This is a genomic window from Ureibacillus sp. FSL K6-0165 (genome assembly GCF_038004285.1).
In the GTDB taxonomy this organism is placed as follows: Bacteria; Bacillota; Bacilli; order Bacillales_A; family Planococcaceae; genus Ureibacillus; species Ureibacillus thermosphaericus.
In genome coordinates this window covers 1,976,831-1,994,052 of sequence record NZ_JBBOQS010000001.1, presented here as the reverse complement: position 1 = coordinate 1,994,052, position 17,222 = coordinate 1,976,831, and the positions used below count along the sequence as shown (strand labels likewise).

At 35.6% G+C, this 17,222-nt stretch carries 17 protein-coding genes and 1 pseudogene; 3 read left to right on the top strand and 15 right to left on the bottom strand.

The features are described 5' to 3' along the window. The first annotated feature begins 77 nt into the window (after positions 1–77). A pseudogene (locus tag NST00_RS09930) lies at positions 78–1,470 on the top strand (MDR family MFS transporter). A 96-nt stretch (positions 1,471–1,566) separates the two neighbouring features. Here the strand turns inward: NST00_RS09930 and NST00_RS09925 are convergent. The 4 genes from NST00_RS09925 to NST00_RS09910 form a co-directional block, all read right to left on the bottom strand. Continuing rightward, positions 1,567–2,502, bottom strand: a complete 936-nt coding sequence (locus tag NST00_RS09925) for an ABC transporter substrate-binding protein (protein ID WP_016838995.1) — start codon at positions 2,500–2,502, stop codon at positions 1,567–1,569. A 95-nt stretch (positions 2,503–2,597) separates the two neighbouring features. Continuing rightward, positions 2,598–3,011 (bottom strand): Fur family transcriptional regulator, encoded by a 414-nt coding sequence (locus tag NST00_RS09920; protein ID WP_016838996.1) that lies wholly within the window; start codon positions 3,009–3,011, stop codon positions 2,598–2,600. A gap of 15 nt (positions 3,012–3,026) precedes the next feature. Beyond that, positions 3,027–3,863: a metal ABC transporter permease gene (locus tag NST00_RS09915; RefSeq protein WP_016838997.1), complete on the bottom strand. Its 837-nt coding sequence runs from the start codon at positions 3,861–3,863 to the stop codon at positions 3,027–3,029. A 12-nt stretch (positions 3,864–3,875) separates the two neighbouring features. After that, positions 3,876–4,616 (bottom strand): metal ABC transporter ATP-binding protein, encoded by a 741-nt coding sequence (locus NST00_RS09910; RefSeq protein WP_016838998.1) that lies wholly within the window; start codon positions 4,614–4,616, stop codon positions 3,876–3,878. A gap of 86 nt (positions 4,617–4,702) precedes the next feature. Here NST00_RS09910 and NST00_RS09905 point away from each other — a divergent pair, with 86 nt between their 5' ends. Next, positions 4,703–4,975: a hypothetical protein gene (locus tag NST00_RS09905; RefSeq protein WP_172597868.1), complete on the top strand. Its 273-nt coding sequence runs from the start codon at positions 4,703–4,705 to the stop codon at positions 4,973–4,975. A gap of 130 nt (positions 4,976–5,105) precedes the next feature. Here the strand turns inward: NST00_RS09905 and dacB are convergent, their stop codons facing one another. From dacB to NST00_RS09890, 3 genes are all read right to left on the bottom strand, one after another. Further along, entirely contained in the window at positions 5,106–6,533 is a 1,428-nt protein-coding gene (dacB, locus tag NST00_RS09900; protein ID WP_083839543.1) for a D-alanyl-D-alanine carboxypeptidase/D-alanyl-D-alanine endopeptidase, read from the bottom strand. 112 nt (positions 6,534–6,645) lie between these two features. Continuing rightward, on the bottom strand, positions 6,646–7,533 hold the full coding sequence (locus NST00_RS09895; protein ID WP_340709911.1) for a deoxyribonuclease IV: 888 nt from the start codon (positions 7,531–7,533) through the stop codon (positions 6,646–6,648). 16 nt (positions 7,534–7,549) lie between these two features. Next, positions 7,550–8,842, bottom strand: coding sequence for a DEAD/DEAH box helicase (locus NST00_RS09890; RefSeq protein ID WP_340709910.1), 1,293 nt, complete (start codon positions 8,840–8,842; stop codon positions 7,550–7,552). A gap of 276 nt (positions 8,843–9,118) precedes the next feature. Here NST00_RS09890 and NST00_RS09885 point away from each other — a divergent pair, with 276 nt between their 5' ends. Beyond that, on the top strand, positions 9,119–9,787 hold the full coding sequence (locus NST00_RS09885; RefSeq protein WP_340709909.1) for a DUF2642 domain-containing protein: 669 nt from the start codon (positions 9,119–9,121) through the stop codon (positions 9,785–9,787). A 397-nt stretch (positions 9,788–10,184) separates the two neighbouring features. Here NST00_RS09885 and NST00_RS09880 read toward each other — a convergent pair whose 3' ends face one another. The 8 genes from NST00_RS09880 to rpoD form a co-directional block, all read right to left on the bottom strand. Then, positions 10,185–11,156 carry a 4-hydroxy-3-methylbut-2-enyl diphosphate reductase gene (locus tag NST00_RS09880; protein ID WP_168412319.1) on the bottom strand — a complete coding sequence of 324 codons (972 nt, stop codon included), beginning with the start codon at positions 11,154–11,156 and terminating at the stop codon, positions 10,185–10,187. 66 nt (positions 11,157–11,222) lie between these two features. Beyond that, a complete protein-coding gene (gene vrrA / locus NST00_RS09875; RefSeq protein WP_016839005.1) occupies positions 11,223–11,669 on the bottom strand; it encodes a VrrA/YqfQ family protein in 447 nt (148 codons plus the stop codon). A 519-nt stretch (positions 11,670–12,188) separates the two neighbouring features. Further along, positions 12,189–13,310, bottom strand: a complete 1,122-nt coding sequence (locus NST00_RS09870) for a Nif3-like dinuclear metal center hexameric protein (RefSeq protein WP_016839006.1) — start codon at positions 13,308–13,310, stop codon at positions 12,189–12,191. Then, the gene (locus tag NST00_RS09865) at positions 13,310–14,005 is read right to left on the bottom strand and encodes a tRNA (adenine(22)-N(1))-methyltransferase (RefSeq protein ID WP_016839007.1); all 696 of its coding nucleotides are present in this window, start codon (positions 14,003–14,005) and stop codon (positions 13,310–13,312) included. The genes NST00_RS09870 and NST00_RS09865 overlap by 1 nt, the downstream gene beginning before the upstream one ends. 89 nt (positions 14,006–14,094) lie before the next feature. Then, positions 14,095–14,439, bottom strand: a complete 345-nt coding sequence (locus tag NST00_RS09860; protein WP_340709908.1) for a c-type cytochrome — start codon at positions 14,437–14,439, stop codon at positions 14,095–14,097. A gap of 275 nt (positions 14,440–14,714) precedes the next feature. After that, entirely contained in the window at positions 14,715–15,275 is a 561-nt protein-coding gene (locus tag NST00_RS09855) for a hypothetical protein (RefSeq protein WP_340709907.1), read from the bottom strand. A 175-nt stretch (positions 15,276–15,450) separates the two neighbouring features. Continuing rightward, the gene (locus NST00_RS09850) at positions 15,451–15,594 is read right to left on the bottom strand and encodes a hypothetical protein (RefSeq protein WP_172597779.1); all 144 of its coding nucleotides are present in this window, start codon (positions 15,592–15,594) and stop codon (positions 15,451–15,453) included. Between the two features lie 473 nt (positions 15,595–16,067). After that, the gene (gene rpoD, locus NST00_RS09845; RefSeq protein WP_016838553.1) at positions 16,068–17,192 is read right to left on the bottom strand and encodes an RNA polymerase sigma factor RpoD; all 1,125 of its coding nucleotides are present in this window, start codon (positions 17,190–17,192) and stop codon (positions 16,068–16,070) included. Positions 17,193–17,222 lie beyond the last annotated feature (30 nt).

Genomic DNA, 17,222 nt, shown 5'->3' with positions numbered 1-17,222 from the left:
TTCTTTACCAACATATTTTAAGCTTTTCTTATTACAAAATCCCTTTCATTAAAAGGAGTATTACCGCTTTGGATACTATGAATCATGTTTCATATAATCGTAGTTTAATTGTCAGCATTTTACTTGCAGCATCCTTTGTTTCTTTACTTAATCAAACATTGTTAATTGTTGCTTTACCGTCTATTATGAATGAATTCTCAATCAGCCCAACCGAAGCTCAATGGGTGACAACGGGATTTATGTTAGCAAACGGAATTATGATTCCTATTACTGCATTCTTAATCGAAAAATTTAGTAGTAAATCTTTACTAATTACCGCCATTAGTATTTTTGGACTAGGTACACTTCTCGGTGCTATTACACCACACTTTTGGCTATTGATTGTTGCTCGCATCGTGCAAGCGATTGGTGCGGGGATGTTAATGCCATTAATGCAAACAGTCATTTTTTCAATTTTCCCCGTGGAAAGACGAGGTACTGCAATGGGGATGAGCGGTTTAGTGATAGGTTTTGCTCCAGCCATTGGACCAACTCTTGCAGGGTGGATCATTGATCACTTTTCATGGAGATCATTATTTTATACAGTCTTGCCATTTACACTAGTGGTCCTGGTATTAGCAATCTTTTTAATGAAAAATGTGACGGAACAAAAGGAAAGAAAGCTCGACATATTGTCCGTCATATTATCTTCCATTGGATGGGGAGGTATACTTTACGCATCGAGTTTAGTAGGTACGTATGGATGGGGTAGTTTAAATGTCATCTCATCTCTTATAATTGGAGCATTTGCTTTAGTATTCTTCATTCGAAGACAGTATAAGTTAAAGCAACCTATGTTGAATTTTAGCGTGTTTCAGTCAATTTACACTCACAACAATCCTATCAATTGTTGTATTTGGGTTGTTAATCGGCATTGAAACAATCTTGCCGATTTATGTGCAAAATGTTCAACAAGGTTCTGCACTTACTTCGGGGGCAATGCTTCTTCCGGGGGCGATCATCACTGGAGCAATGTCGCCAATTTCAGGGAAATTATTTGACAGATTCGGGGCAAAAGGATTATCCATCGTCGGTTTTGGATTTACGGTTCTTTCGGCCATTTTATATACCTTCATCAACCAAGATACATCCGTTATCGTCATTACTGTCATATTTTCCATTCAAATGCTTGGCATGTCATTACTAATGATGCCATTAATGACTGCTGGAATTAATGCATTGCCACAATCATTAATTGCCCATGGAACAGCCATGCATAATACCATTCGAACAGTTGGTGCTTCAATTTTCACTGCACTCTTGGTTTCGGTGATGAGTTTGGGTAAATCGCAACAGATAGCAAATAGCGATGAAATCTTTCAAGGAATTAAACTCGCATTTCTAGTGGCACTCATTTTTGCTTTTGTCGGACTTCTTCTATCTTTCTTCTTATCAAAAAAGAAAAAAACTCCGATGGAAAGTGTGAATTAAATTATAAAGGCTATGCCCTAAAAAAGTAAACGAGCGAATTGGAAACAATTTCTCCATTCGCTCGTTTTTGCACAAATTGGGATAAAGCCCTGCCTTTTAATCTTCAAATAATTCTGGGTAAATAGCCCGAGCAATTATTTCTGTTGCTTCTGCAATTCGTGGACCTGGTCTATCCAAAATATCTGGGTTTAATACATATACTTCATTATTTAAAACAGCAAGTACAGATTCCCAGCCTTTTCGAGATTTAATTTCTCCAGTTGGATCATCAGAAAAATTGACCGTTGTAATAATAGCTTCTGGATTTCGATTAATAATATCTTCCTCAGAAACTGAGAACCATCCTTGTTGATCCGCATATATATTTTCAACACCCGCTGCTTCTATTAACTCCTGTTGAAACGTACCTGATCCGATAGACCAAATATCAGGAGCTGGTGCAATTTCAAAATATACTTTCTTTTTCTGTTCAATTGAAGCTGTTTTTTCTTTAATTACTGCAAACTGTTCCTTTATTTTTTCTACTAATTCATTCCCTTTTTCTTCAACACCCATGACTTGAGCAATTTGCTGAATGTCTCCATATACATCATCAATGGAGTTTGCTGGCTTGATTACAAATACTTTCAAACCAATGCTTTCTAATTGTTCCAATTGTTCCTCTCCACCAGTGATATAAGCAAATATGACATCAGGATTTAACTCAACTACTCTCTCCACATTGACAGTCGTAATATCGGAAACTTTTTCAACATGTTGTACTTCTTCTGGCCACTTATCATACTCTGTAACACCGATAACTTTATCACCAACACCTAATTCATATAAAATTTCTGTATTGCTCGGCTGTAATGATACGACCGTTTCAGGTACTTGTTCGAAAGCAATTTCTACTCCCCGGTCATCAACAACTGTATATAAATAATCGGATTTATGTAGATCTGTTTCCTGTGAAGTTCCATTTTCTTTATTGTTGCCACAGCCTGCTAGTATCACGATTAATAATACAGTTAAGAACCAAATACGCTTCAATTCTTTTCCCTCGTTTCAATTTGCTTTTCTCATTATTTCTTTTCAACGAAATATTTTGTTTCTGGAGTGACAGTATCGCCTTTCAAGCTTAAACATTATCCGTTACATTGTGGACATTTCCCATAGATTTCAAATTTATGGGATTCGATTGTATATCCAGGAAGCATTGCTTCCAACTTTTCTATTGGACATAACGAAACTTCCTTCACATTTCCGCATTCCATGCATATAAAATGATGGTGATGATGATCGATTTCGCAATGCATTCGGAAATTTCTCTCTCCATTGAATTCCGTTTCTTCTAATATACCTAATTCAACAAATGTTGCTAGATTACGATAAATGGTATCATAACTCATTCCAGGATAGTCTTTTTTTAATACTTCCAATAAATCGCGAGCTGTTAAATACTTATCTGTTTCCTCAAACATTGATAAAATTAGCTCACGTTTATCTGTTTTTTTATATCCATGGGCTTTTAATATTTCCCACGCTCGTGTCCGATTCACAGCTGTGACTCCCTTCTAATCGAATTTAAACCATTTCTTGAATAAGATTACTACCACTAAAATGATGATCGATGTTATGACAATTGTTCCACCTGGTGCAAGATTTAAGTAAAACGCCAATATTAAACCAATAATAACCGCTAATTCGCCAAATAAAACAGAATATATTATCGTCGCCTTAAAGCCTTTCGACAATCGCATGGCGCTGGCAACTGGCAACGTAATTAATGATGAAACGAGCAATATTCCTACAATCCTCATACTAGCAGCAATCGTCAATGCAACAACGAGCATAAATAATAGGTGAATCATTTTTGATGGAAGCCCTGATGCATTCGCATATTCTTCATCAAAGGATAAGACAAATAACTCTTTAAAAAATAAAGCTAAAAATAGGATTACAATAATCGCAATCGTAATCACAACAAATAAATCTTGCCTTGAAACAGCAGAAACAGTACCAAAAAGATACCCCATCACATCGGTACTAAAACCTTTTGCTAAAGAAATAAATATAGCACTTAATCCAATTCCACAAGACATAATGATTGGAATGGCTAATTCCTCATAATGTTTATATATAGTCCTTAACCGTTCAATCAAAATGGAACCAAGTACACTAGCCGCAATTCCAAAATAAATAGGATGAATAAAAAAGAAAACAGCGATATTTTGACTTAAAAATAACCCTCCTGTGATTCCGGCTAATGTTACGTGGGACAGTGCGTCGGCAATTAAAGACATTCTACGAACAACTATAAATACTCCAAGTAATGGAGCTATGAAACCAATTATAATTCCAGAGATGAAGGCATTTTGTAAAAATTCATAGTTGAGTAATGCTTCAATCATAGCCCTCTCTCCTTACATCGCCCGTACGGAATGACCGTACCACTTATAAATTTGTTCTTTTGAAATTTGATTGTATTGTTCGATGTCTCCGTAAAATAGAATTCTCCCATTTAAAAAAGCAACATGGCTGATTTGATTGGAGGGTGTTTCAATGTCGTGCGTCACTAAAATAATGGTTAAATTATGTTTCTTATTTAATTCACCTAACATATCATAAAATGATTGTACGTTTTTCATATCAATTCCAACAGTTGGTTCATCTAATACGAGTAATTTTGGTTCAGAAATTAATGCTCTAGCAATGAATACTCTTTGTTGTTGGCCACCGGATAATTCTCCGATATTACGATTGATAAATTTATCCATTCCTACAGCGCTTAACGCATCATTTACTCTTTTAATCGTATCTTTTGGGAGTTTTTTAAATAAACCAACTTTTTTCGTTAATCCGCTTTGCACAACTTCTTTCACCGTTGCAGGAAAGGCAGAATTGAAGGCATTTGATTTTTGCGAAACATATCCAATCCATTCACGGTGTTGGAATGAAGTGAATGGTTCACCAAAAAGTTTTATTTCACCTTTAGGTTTCAATAATCCTAAAATGATTTTCAGTAAAGTAGATTTACCAGAACCATTCGGTCCGACAATCGCTAAAAAATCCCCTTCATTCACATTAAAAGAAATATCATCTAATACAAGTCTCGAATTATATTTAAATGAAACATTCTGTAATTCCACAAAAGTTTTTTTCATCATTTCTCTTCTTTCTAATTCATAATCATTACGATTTACATTTTGTTAGTATAAGGGATTTAATTTTCTTTGTAAAGGTTTCTTGCTTGATGAACGGAAAGGATGATGTTATGAATGCGATTGAATTTTGGGAATCCCTAATTTCGAAATCCGATAAAGAAATTCGGAAATTGGCGAAACAATATGGTGTGGATTTAACGATTGAGGAAATCCAACAGCTTCGTCCACTAGCCCAACAAGCAAACATCACCTGGCTTATTACAGGCATTCCTGAGAATGTGTTAAAACAAGCCGAGCAGATTTTAGGTTCTAAGAAGTATAAAAAATATAAAAAAATGCTTGATGATTTAAGAAATTAAATTTCCCTCAAGAAGCACTTAAAAAACGATGAGTTAGTTCAAAAAAGATACTAATGGCAATCGTGAACGAATGTAGGCTGTTTAGAAAGTTTTTCCTTCCTAGACAGCCTATTTTTTCTTAAATGTTTGTTTAGTATTGTTCAATAATCGATTCCACAACTTTGTCAATGTCTTTTATTTTGTTAGTTGTTTGATATTGCGTCATGATTGCAAATGCATACATTTTCCCACTATTAGCCTTTACATATCCTGCTAACGTATATACACCAGTAATGTGGCCAGTTTTGGCAAATACTCGATTTTTCAAATGTTCACCTAAATATCTTTCTCTTAATGATCCCCCGATTTGTCGATTCGTGTCTCCTCCCACAGGCAAACTGCTAAAAAAGATCGGGAAAAAAGGTTCTTCTTGAACTTTTACTAATAAGTTCGTTAACTCATTAGCAGTTGTACGGTTATAATGTGAAATTCCTGAACCATCTTCAAACTTCCACTGTTCCATTTTTAATCCTAAATCTTTGCCATATTGTTGAATGACCTTTAATCCATTTTCAAAATTTCCATTTCCATATACTTTTTGTCCCATTGTCTTTACTAAAATATCCGCAATGCTATTATTGCTTAATTTCAAGAATGTATGGTTGATATATTTCAGAGGGGGGGATTGTTTTCTATAAATCAACGTTGCATTTTTAGGTACAGATTTTCGAACAACAGATGTTTCATAAAATGCAATCCCTTCTTCCTCCAACGTGATTTTGAGAGCCTCGAGCGTGTTGAGCGTTGGGTCATATAATGTCACCCAATCTTTATGAGATGCCCCTAACGGAATATTTCCTGAAATTACTACCTCATTTGAATGATATTTACGAATGATTTCGATAGTATTTTTGTTATTCGAAGGAACCGTCATTGCGTAGTTCAATAAAATCATCCCACTATCATTCGGTTCCGTTTGTATGATTGGTTTATTTCCAATGGAAGTAGGGATTACATGAACAATGAGCGTTCCTGCATCGTAATCTCCATCCGGTGACATCGTTAATGCGCTTATTCTTGATGCGTAATAAAAACTTTCATCTTCTTTAGAAACGCCAGGAGAGAGTGCTTCACCATTAAAATAAAAATCATCGCCATATAAATTGCCTCTTACCGAATAAATGCCTAACAACTTTAATATATCTGCAATTTGTAAAAAATGTTTCTTTTGAAAAGTAGGATCACCTTTTCCTTTTACATAAAGATTACCTTGAAGTTCCCCGTTGTTTACTTTCCCATCAATATAAACTTCTGTTGCAAATTGATGCTGTTGTCCCAATACATGTAATGCACTAGCTGAAGTAAGCAATTTTAATGTGGACGCGGGTTTCATTCCAATATCCCCATTTTTCGTATATAATAGCTGTCCAGTTTCTAGATCGCGAATGGACACGCTGATATCCTTTGTACCTAAATGGTGTGTTATTTTTTCATGGAGTGACATCGCTTGACTTGGATGAAGATATTGGAAAAAGAAAAACACGATAACAATACATAATACACACTGTTTTTTCATCATGGCAGCCACCTTGAACCATTCTTTTATATTCTATTATGCTCGTATACGCCTTCTTTTATCGTCACCTTCACTTAAAATTTCCTTCATTAAAAAAAGGGACTTATTTCAGTCCCTAGTTGCGTAACGCTTCAATCCATTCAGGTTGAAATGTACTTGTTTTAAACATTTCAATTTCTTCTTTATATGGTGGCTTTTTATTTTTTGAATCTGTACCTACCCAAGGTGTTTCAAGTATTTTTGGGATTTCTTTAAATGCTTCGTGATGTACTATGTAATTTAATACATCAAAGCCGATATGGCCAAATCCAATATTTTCGTGGCGGTCTTTTCTTGCCCCTCTCTCATTTTTGCTATCATTTATATGAACCACTTTAATGCGGTCTAGACCAATGATTTTATCGAATTGTTCTAGAACACCATCAAAATCTTCTACAATATTATAGCCTGCATCATGAGTATGGCATGTATCAAAACATACAGAGAGTCGCTCATTATTCGTAACCCCGTCGATAATCATCGCAATTTCTTCAAAGCTTTTGCCACATTCTGACCCTTTTCCAGCCATTGTTTCTAATGCAATTTGAACAGGAGAATCGACTGACAACACTTCATTTAATCCTTCAATAATTTTTTTAATCCCCTTTTCTTCCCCTGCTCCTACATGGGAACCCGGATGTAAAACAATTTGTGTTGCACCGATCGCTTCTGTGCGCTCAATTTCTTTTTGCAAAAATTCCACCCCTAAAGCAAACACTTCAGGTTTTACAGTATTTGCAATGTTAATGATGTACGGTGCGTGGACAACAATATTTGAGATACCGTGTTCTTTCATATGCTTTAATCCTGCTTCAATATTTAAATCTTCAATAGCTTTTCTTCTTGTGTTTTGGGGTGCCCCCGTATAAATCATAAAGGTCGTTGATCCATATGATACAGCTTCCTCACTAGCAGCAAGTAACATCTTCTTGCCGCTCATGGATACGTGCGATCCAATTAACATTCTCTTCCCCTCACTTCTAGCGATTTCTTTTTCTTCTTTCTCTCTTCTTAATCTGTTCTATTTGCATTTTCATTGCCTTTTTATAGCCCGGCTTTACTTTTTTCGGTTTGCGCACTAATGCTTTAGCGAGTTGGTCTAACTCATTTTCCTGTTTCACTCGTTTTTTTCGAGCGTGCCGTTCTTTTAACTCAATCCATTCGCCGTTTTTAACATCTTTCTGTTGGAATGGAATACCCATTTTTTCAATTCGGGCTAAATCATTTTCATCGTCCGGTCCATATAAGGTAATCGCTGTTCCTTGAAGTCCAGCACGCGCTGTTCTACCTACACGATGGATGAAAAATTCTAAATCCTCAGGTATTTCATAATTAATAACATGAGAAACACCCTGTATATCAATACCTCGAGCAGCTAAATCTGTCGCTACGATATATTGATACTCTAAATCTCGAATTTGCTTCATCATCTTTTTACGCTCTCTAGGCGTTAAATCACCATGTATTTGTCCTGTACGTATGCCATTTTCCGCTAAAAAGTCTGCAACTTCCTCAGCAGTTTTTCGCGTATTGCAGAAAATAACACATAAAAATGGATTAATCGCCTCACAAACTTCTAGTAGTCGAGTCGTACGAGATTTAGAGCGAATCGGTACAAGGAAAAATTCGATTCCTTCCGCCACCGGTTTTCGATCGTTCATTTGAATGTGTACTGGGGATTCCATATATTTTTTGAGGAATGGTTGCAATTTAACAGGGATTGTAGCAGAGAACACATACATTTCTAAATCTTCAGGCATTCGAGCTGCAAATCCATCTATTTCTTCAATGAATCCCATATCGAAGGCTAAATCCGCTTCATCTACTACTAAAATAGATGCTTTGTGAACTAGTAAAACATTTTCCTTTACTAAATCATGAATTCGCCCTGGTGTTCCTACAACAATTTGCGGTTGATTTTTTAATTTTTCAATTGTTCGCTGCTTGTCCGTACCCCCAATTAATAATTTTGCGGAAATTTCAGTGCCTTCTATTAATTGCTTTAGATGTTCAAAAATTTGAGTTGCTAATTCCCTTGTTGGTGAAGTAATTACTGCTTGGACTTCTGTATTCTCTACATCTATTCTTTGAACGATCGGTAATAAAAACGCATGGGTTTTGCCTGTCCCTGTATGGGCTTGTCCAATCGCACTCTTCCCTTGCAATATTAACGGAATCATCTCTTTTTGGATGGGAGTTGGTTCTTTAAAGCCGAGCTTTTGAATTGCATCCGTAATAAATGGTTTGAATTGAAAATCTGTAAAGTTCGACATTTTTCGTACCTCCTAACATGAATATTATTGTACCAAATACGCTTTCTAAAGAACAATAAACAACTTTGGTTCATTATGCTTTCAACAGCGATTATTAAATAGGAACAATTAAACTTTGTGTCTAACAAATGGAAACAAATGATAATGATACATAATTTTTTTCTTTGTTGAAATATGTACCGATTGTTTAATTAAAATGGAATATTAATAAAAATAAAAAAATATCATAAAGTAATACTTTTGTTCTTGATTGTAAGTAGATTGGAGGGGCACCATATGCATCATTTAAATAATGAAGTTGTTTTCATTGAAATCATGGGCGGGAAAATATTTAACGGCTCCTTAATTGATTCAAGTGATGAAATTTTCGTGATCCACGTAAATAATCAATTTGTATATTTGCCAACTGACCATATATATACTTTGGAAAGGGATATTGATAATGAAAATAATATTCAATCCCCTTCAGAATTACCGCAATTTATTACAAAAGTCAATCAAGATTTGACGTTATTAAATATTCTTTCCATGGCAAAAGGACTGCACGTAGAATTAATGGTGACAAGAAATGAAGCGCTACATGGCGTCATTACGTCTGTGATGGATGACTATTTTGTATTTCAGTCACCCATTTATAACACTATGTACATTCCAAATAAACATTTAAAATGGATAATACCTCATATTAAAAATGACCTTCCTTACGGCATCAGTGAAACCGAATTCTTATCCTTATCGAAAATTAAGCTTCCAACATTAAAAAAGCAATTTGCTGATCAAATTGCCGAATTAAAAGGTCAACTGGTTATTTTAAATTTAGGCAAAGATTTTTCTCATATTGGAAAAATCAATCATGTAGAGGGACGATTAATTGAAATGAAAGATGGAAAGTCAAATACTATATACTGCAATCTTTCACACATACAAATTGTCAATCCTGTATAAAAAGTTAAGTAAACTTTCAATTATTCGCACTCATTTCACTTAAATCTTACATAATTCTTAACATTCTATTTAAACGATAATTATTATATGATAGATTATTCATTTTTCCCTTTCGGCTTATAAAACTAGCGATAAAATGAAAAAGGGGAAGTCTGAAAAGTTATTTTGAGACGCCCCCTTTGCGGCTGTCGCGATCGCTTTCGCCGCAGATAAATTGCGGCTGTCGCGATCGCTTTCGCCGCAGATAAATTGCGGCTGTCGCACAAGCTTAGCCGCAGATAAATTGCGACGAGGAGGCACGTTTGATGTGACCACCGCAGGAGCAAAGTTTTTAAGAGAAGTTTACTATAAGAAGTAAGACTGTTCAGAAAGTGTTCGACTTTCTGAACAGCCCCTTTTACTCGTTAGGAAGAATAACGTTAACAGGTTTTGGTTCTTTAATTTTTGGAAGTATTTTATCCAGTGTCACAGTACGCTTTATTTCATGAGTAGATGGATCATTTTTATCAAACTTCTCTAAAAATGATATGACTTCCTTCACAATAGGAGTTGGTGTCGAAGCACCTGCTGTAACAGCAACTTTTTCAATATCCATCAACCACTCGATTTTTAACTCTGATATATCAGCAATGCGGTAGGCTGGGGTACCTGCAATTTCTTCAGAAACTTGAGTTAAACGATTTGAGTTGTTGGAACGAGGATCTCCTACTACAATAAGTAAATCCGCTTCTCCTGCTTGATTTGCTACCGCTTCTTGTCGTACTTGAGTAGCCATGCAAATCTCTTTATGCTCTTCCACATGGGGATATTTTTCTTTAATGTAATCCATTAAATCCTTAACATCCCATTGGCTCATAGTTGTTTGATTTGTTACTAGCAATTTATCATTTTGTAAATTTAGATTGTCAATATCTAGTTTATTTTCAACTAAATGAACGTGGTTCGGTGCAACTCCAATTGCTCCTTCAGGCTCTGGGTGATTCTTTTTCCCTATATAAATAATGTCATATCCTTGCTTAGACTTTTCACGGATTAATTCATGAGTGACTGTTACGTCTGGGCATGTAGCGTCAATTGCTACAAGTCCTTTTCTTTTCGCAATTTCTCTTATTTCAGGTGATACTCCATGAGCAGTGAAAATAACAGTCCCTTTATCCACTTTTTCAATGATTTCTTTTCGATTGCTTCCGTCAAGAGTGATAATCCCCTCTTTTTCAAAAGCATCCGTTACATGTTTATTATGAACAATCATTCCTAAAATGTAGATTGGTCTTGGCAATGATTTATCTAATGAAGCATTTCTTGCAATAACCATTGCATCAACTACACCATAGCAATAGCCTCGAGGATTTATTTTAATGACTTCCATCATGACAACTCCTTTTGTTGGTACATAACTTTATTATAACGGAGCTATGGTGTTATTACAAAGTTTCTATTCAAAATGATCGAACGGCGGTTGATAGATTTTTGGAATTGACGGTCTACTAATTTCTTCTTGTCTTAGATTTCTTTCATTTCTTCTTTCTTGTCTTGAATGATTTGACGGTGATATTTGTCTTTTTCCTTCCTCATTTGATTGTTTCCCTTGAGTTTGAGTTGGAAGCCCTTGAAACCCTTTATATAATTTCCATAGTGCAGGCAAATTCCGAAGCATCGGCGCTGCTTGTTGGATATAAGGTTGGAAACTTTGTGCTGTCGCTAAAAATCGATTAGCTGTTTCTAAAATGGAGTCTAATCTCGCTGTTCCTTTTGGTGGTTGAAAACCAGGTGGCATTGGTGGCGGATATGGTCCGGGTCTAAAGCCGTATTGAGGAGGTCTTGGTGCATAAAAATTAGGTCTTCCTGGAGGCATTTGGTTTGGAAAGTGATGTGGACGCATAGAAATCTCCTTTCTGTTTATTCCAAATGACGTAAGCTTTCTAAAAGCTATCATATGCAAATGCATTTTGAAAGGTACAGCAACAGGTAGTAGGCTATGCTGAAAAGTTGGTAAAATTCATGTCATAGAATTTGGCAATTAATTTTCAAAATTTGACTATTATATTTAGTAGTTTGACTAATAACTGTTAAGTTTTGGCTATTATCTTACTTTTCAGAGGTTATTTTTTTTAGATTGGCTATTAAAATGACAGGAATGACTATTATTTTTCATGATTGGCTATTATTGTAACGAATTTGACTATTATCTTATTTTTCAAAAGTTCTTTTTATCCATTTGGCTATTATGTTCACAAGTGTGACTATTATCCATTGGAGATTGGCAATTATTGTCACATATTTGACTATTATCGGACCTTTCGTATACGAATTTTTCTCGCCTGTTTTCTGTACTCAAATAAAAAATTGAGCGAATGAAAAACAAATTGTTTTCTCATTCGCTCACGTAACTTTTAATTTCCTATATAAAAATAAATGGTTCTGTATTTACTTCTGATTCAATAAATTCTACATCAAGCTTATTCTCTTGACACAGGCTTGTCATTTTTTCTTTAACGCCTTTTATCATCACTTTTTCAACATGATGGCCGGGGTCCACAATATTTAGTCCTATCGCTTGTGCTTCTTGAGCAACATGGAAATACATGTCTCCTGTTACAAATACATCCGCACCAGCTCTTTTTGCAATATGGATATATTTATTTCCATCTCCTCCAAGTACAGCAACTTTTGAAACTGTACTGTTTTCATTCCCTACTATACGAACCATTGGAACTTGTAGTCTTTTTTTTACATAATCAGCAAATTGTCGCAAACTCATAGGTTCCTTCAACATTCCGATGCGTCCAATACCGTATTCATTCGTTTCTTGAGCTAGAGTATAAAGATCATATGCTGGTTCTTCATATGGATGTGCATTTAACATTGCTTTTAATATTCGGTTTTTCATTGATGTTGGAAATACTACTTCTATTTTTTCTTCATCGGTTACTTCGATCTCTCCAACATCACCGATATATGGATTAGCACCTTCTAATGGACGAAAACGCCCTTTTCCATCCGTTGAATAACTGCAAGAATCATAATTCCCTATCTTCCCGGCACCTGCTTTTGCTAGGACATATCGAAGTTCATCCGCATGCTCATCAGGCACAAACACTGCTAACTTCATTAAATGTTCTGAATACGTTTTTTCTAAAATTTCACGATTTTGTAATTGTAAAGCATCAGCCAGCAAATCGTTGACGCCGCCTTCAGCAACATCTAGATTCGTATGAGCTGCATAAACAGCAATATCATTTTTCAATAGCTTTTCATATAGTCTTCCGCTCGGTGTATCTGTTCTTAAATTCGACAATTTCCGGAAAATAGGTGGATGGTGGGCAATAATTAATTGGCACCCTTTCTCTATAGCTTCATCTGCAACTTCTTGATTGACATCAAGAGTAACAAGCACTTTCGTAACTACTTTATTTAAAGTGCCTATTGCGAGTCCAATCGGATCATTTTCCATACAAGCAAGTTTTTTCGGTGACCAGCTCTCAAAAAGTTGAATGATTTCGTTTCCATTAGCTTGTTTCATCAATGGATTACCTCCTCAACTAGTGCTATTTGATGAAGCAATTCTTGACGTTTTTCAACGATTTCAGGAGTCGGCTCCGCATATTCTAATGATTTAAGTACTTTTTTCCAATGGTTTACTTCATTCGACCATTTTTTTAGAAATACCTCTGATTTTTCTTGAATTAATATGTTCCCCATCAAAATTTCTGCTTCAGTCAATTCCATGTTCCCTCGTTCTAATACGATGATTTCATAAATTTTTTGATCTTCCTCGACTATAGCTTCTTCAATAATCTTCCACTTGTTTTCTAAAGCCCATTGTCGAATGACGCGTGCATGAATATTTGGTTGTAAGATGAGGCGATTAACGGTTTCGAGTTTTTCAGGATTTTTTTCTAAAATAGAGACGATTAAGGAACCACCCATTCCTGCAATCGTGATTGTATCAACATGATCGCTGCTCTCAATTGCTTCTAATCCGTCAGCAAGTCGAACGGTAATTTGATTTTCTAACCCTTCTTCTTTTACTTTCTTTAACGCTGACTGATAGGGTCCTTTCACTACTTCTCCTGCAACAGCTTTTTGTATGATTCCTTTATGGACTAAGTAACATGGTAGATAGGCATGATCTGAACCAATATCTGCAACAATTGCCCCTTTTGGCACAAAAGAAGCAACTTTTTCTAGTCGTTTGGAAAGATTTTGTGCATTCATGTTGTACCCGCCTTTATTGTAAAATTCTAACTCTCATTATATAAAAAAATAAACCCTTAGTCGCCTTTTGCAACTAAGGATTTATTTTTTTATTCTAATGAACTGATGTACTCAGCAATCGCGCGAGCTTCGTCACCAGTTTTAAGACCTGGAGTCATTAGAGTTCCTTCAATACCGTTTTCTAAAACGTCAACGATATGATCTGCATCAAGTCCAACTAATGAAGGTCCCATACCACCTTTTAAGTCGCCGCCGTGGCAACCAATACAAGCTTGAACTAGTGCTTCATCTCCTCCTGCACCTTCTTCAGTTGTTCCATGTTCACCTTCAGCTAATTCAGCTTGTTTTCCAACTCCATCTAATGACATAAAGAAGATAAGTGCGATACCGAATGCCATAATGAGGATATAAGGAACGATCGGATTATTTTTCATGTCTTTACCTCCCTTGTAGAATCATCAATGCTATAAATATAGAATATAGTCAACAACAATTATTGTACTTCATATTTCTTAAAACGAAAAGACCTAAACCATAACTTTTACAAGGAATGTAACAATTTCGACATTTTTTCACAATTTAGCCAAAGAATAAATTTCCGATTGAATAATTATATATTCATCATTTTTTCTATCAATTGTCTTTATTATTTGCTTTCAACAAAAAATTATATTTAAAAAATGAAATGAAAAACTACTTTTCGATGGAATTATAGGAAAAACAATTGATATGCAATAATGATAATGAATCCTAATACACCAGAAATTGTGAAATATAATAGTTTTAATTTAATACCTGTAATCGTCCACATAAAACAATTAGCTACTAATAAAGAATAAAGTACAACATTATTATTTTCGAAATATACTAAACTAACTTTTACTGAAATTCCAAAAATTAATAGCGCCGCAGCTACTTGTAAAATGGGAGCAATCAAATCATGCTTCTTTGCAAATTTGTATGAATATACAAGAAAAAGTATTGCTATTATTCCGACTATGAAAGCAGCGATATAAAAATATGCAGTCATAAGAAAAAGGAATATTAAGAGTGCTGCTGTTATCGCCATTATTAATAAAGAAATAGTTGTTTTTTTACGTTTTTCTTTCATTTTAATTGATTTTTTAATACTAATATGATTTTGAAGTTGAATGTCTTCACCTTCAGTATAAAGTGTCATTAAAAAGTCGCAGTAATGTTCTGGTAATAACTTATTTTGCTTCCAAAATAAGATTTCATTGATTATGATTTGTTTTTTCGGATTATCCATAAACATTCACCAAATTTGTTTATTTATGTATTATTGTATAGTATTTTCTATATTTCGACATCCGTACAAAGTATTATCAAAGAAAATTTTTTATAATTTCAATCGAGTAGGAGGGAGCGATTAACTCCCGTCCTCTCACACCACCGTACGTACGGTTCCGTATACGGCGGTTCAATTAAGATGATTGACGCAAGTCTTTATAACTTCCGTGAATAGCTGTTCTCTTTATGCCAGTGGTCACTCCACCCTCCAAGAGGTCTCCCACGGGATTCACCGCTTCCTTCCTCAAGTGAGGTACTACGTTTTCTGTGTTCATCATGACTCACTGAATGCCAAGGGCTATTCTCTCTTAATTGTTCGGTCCTTCTTAGTAGTTCTAAACCAACTAATACTATGACCTCTGCTGACTTCTGACGGTTCAGCTACTTATCACTAAGTAGGTTATGAAGCGTACTTCACATATCCGCCAGACCTCCCCGGGTAAGAATGTAATCTTTCCTTCCATCTATCTGCTTCATTTACTCTGTACCACCTTTGGCAGAAAGGACTTTGTTTTGTTTAGCAAACTCATCCAATGATACCTAGCCTTATATGAAGTTCGTGTTCCTCAGACCGGAAGTTTGCCGCTCGCTTCCTTCAGATTCCGCGTCACCACGGACACCCTTGCGTTAAGCTAACTGTTACTTCTGCCTTCACAGTTCGGGACTTACACCCTATAGATTACACCCATGCCAGGCGCACTAATAAAAAAGGTACCTAAAATTAGGTACCTTTACATTTCTCAGAATGATGTTACTCAAGAAAATCTTTTAGTCGCTTACTACGAGATGGATGACGTAGCTTTCTTAGTGCTTTTGCCTCAATTTGGCGAATACGTTCACGAGTCACCCCGAATACTTTCCCTACTTCTTCAAGAGTGCGTGTACGACCGTCATCTAAACCGAAACGAAGACGAAGCACATTTTCTTCTCGATCTGTTAAAGTATCTAAAACGTCTTCAAGCTGTTCTTTTAACAGTTCGTATGCTGCATGGTCAGCAGGAGATTGCGCTTCATGGTCTTCGATGAAATCGCCTAAATGTGAATCATCTTCCTCACCAATTGGTGTTTCTAATGAAACCGGTTCTTGGGCAATTTTTAATATTTCACGAACTTTTTCAGGCGTTAAGTCCATTTCCTCTGCGATTTCTTCTGGCGTTGGTTCACGCCCTAAATCCTGCAATAATTGACGTTGGACGCGGACTAATTTATTAATCGTCTCCACCATGTGAACTGGTATACGAATCGTTCTTGCTTGGTCCGCAATCGCTCGCGTAATAGCCTGACGAATCCACCAAGTGGCATACGTAGAAAATTTAAATCCTTTTCTATGGTCGAATTTTTCTACTGCTTTAATTAATCCCATATTTCCTTCTTGAATTAAATCTAAGAAAAGCATTCCACGACCCACATAGCGTTTAGCAATCGAAACAACTAATCTTAAGTTTGCTTCCGCAAGTCGTTTACGAGCTTCCTCATCACCTTGCTCAATACGTTCTGCAAGTTCAATTTCTTCTTCAGCAGTTAATAAATCTACACGCCCGATTTCTTTCAAATACATTCTGACAGGGTCATTGATTTTTACACCAGGAGGAACGCTTAAATCATTCAAATCAAATTCTTCTTCACTTGCTTCCTGTTTCGCAAGTGCTTCTTCTTCAAATTCTTCTTTTCCTTCCACACGAATATCATATTGGCTTTCTAATTCTTCAGCAAAATGAAAAATTTCCTCAGGTTCCAATTCAAATGGATCTAATTTTTTTGAAATATCATCCATGGATATACCATCATTTTTTGCTTTTTGTCGAAGAAAATTTTTCGCTTCTTCCAAGTTTTTTTCCAAAATTTCTCTTGAACGTTCTGACATATTGTCCGCCATAAACCTTCCTCCTTATAACAACCAATATCA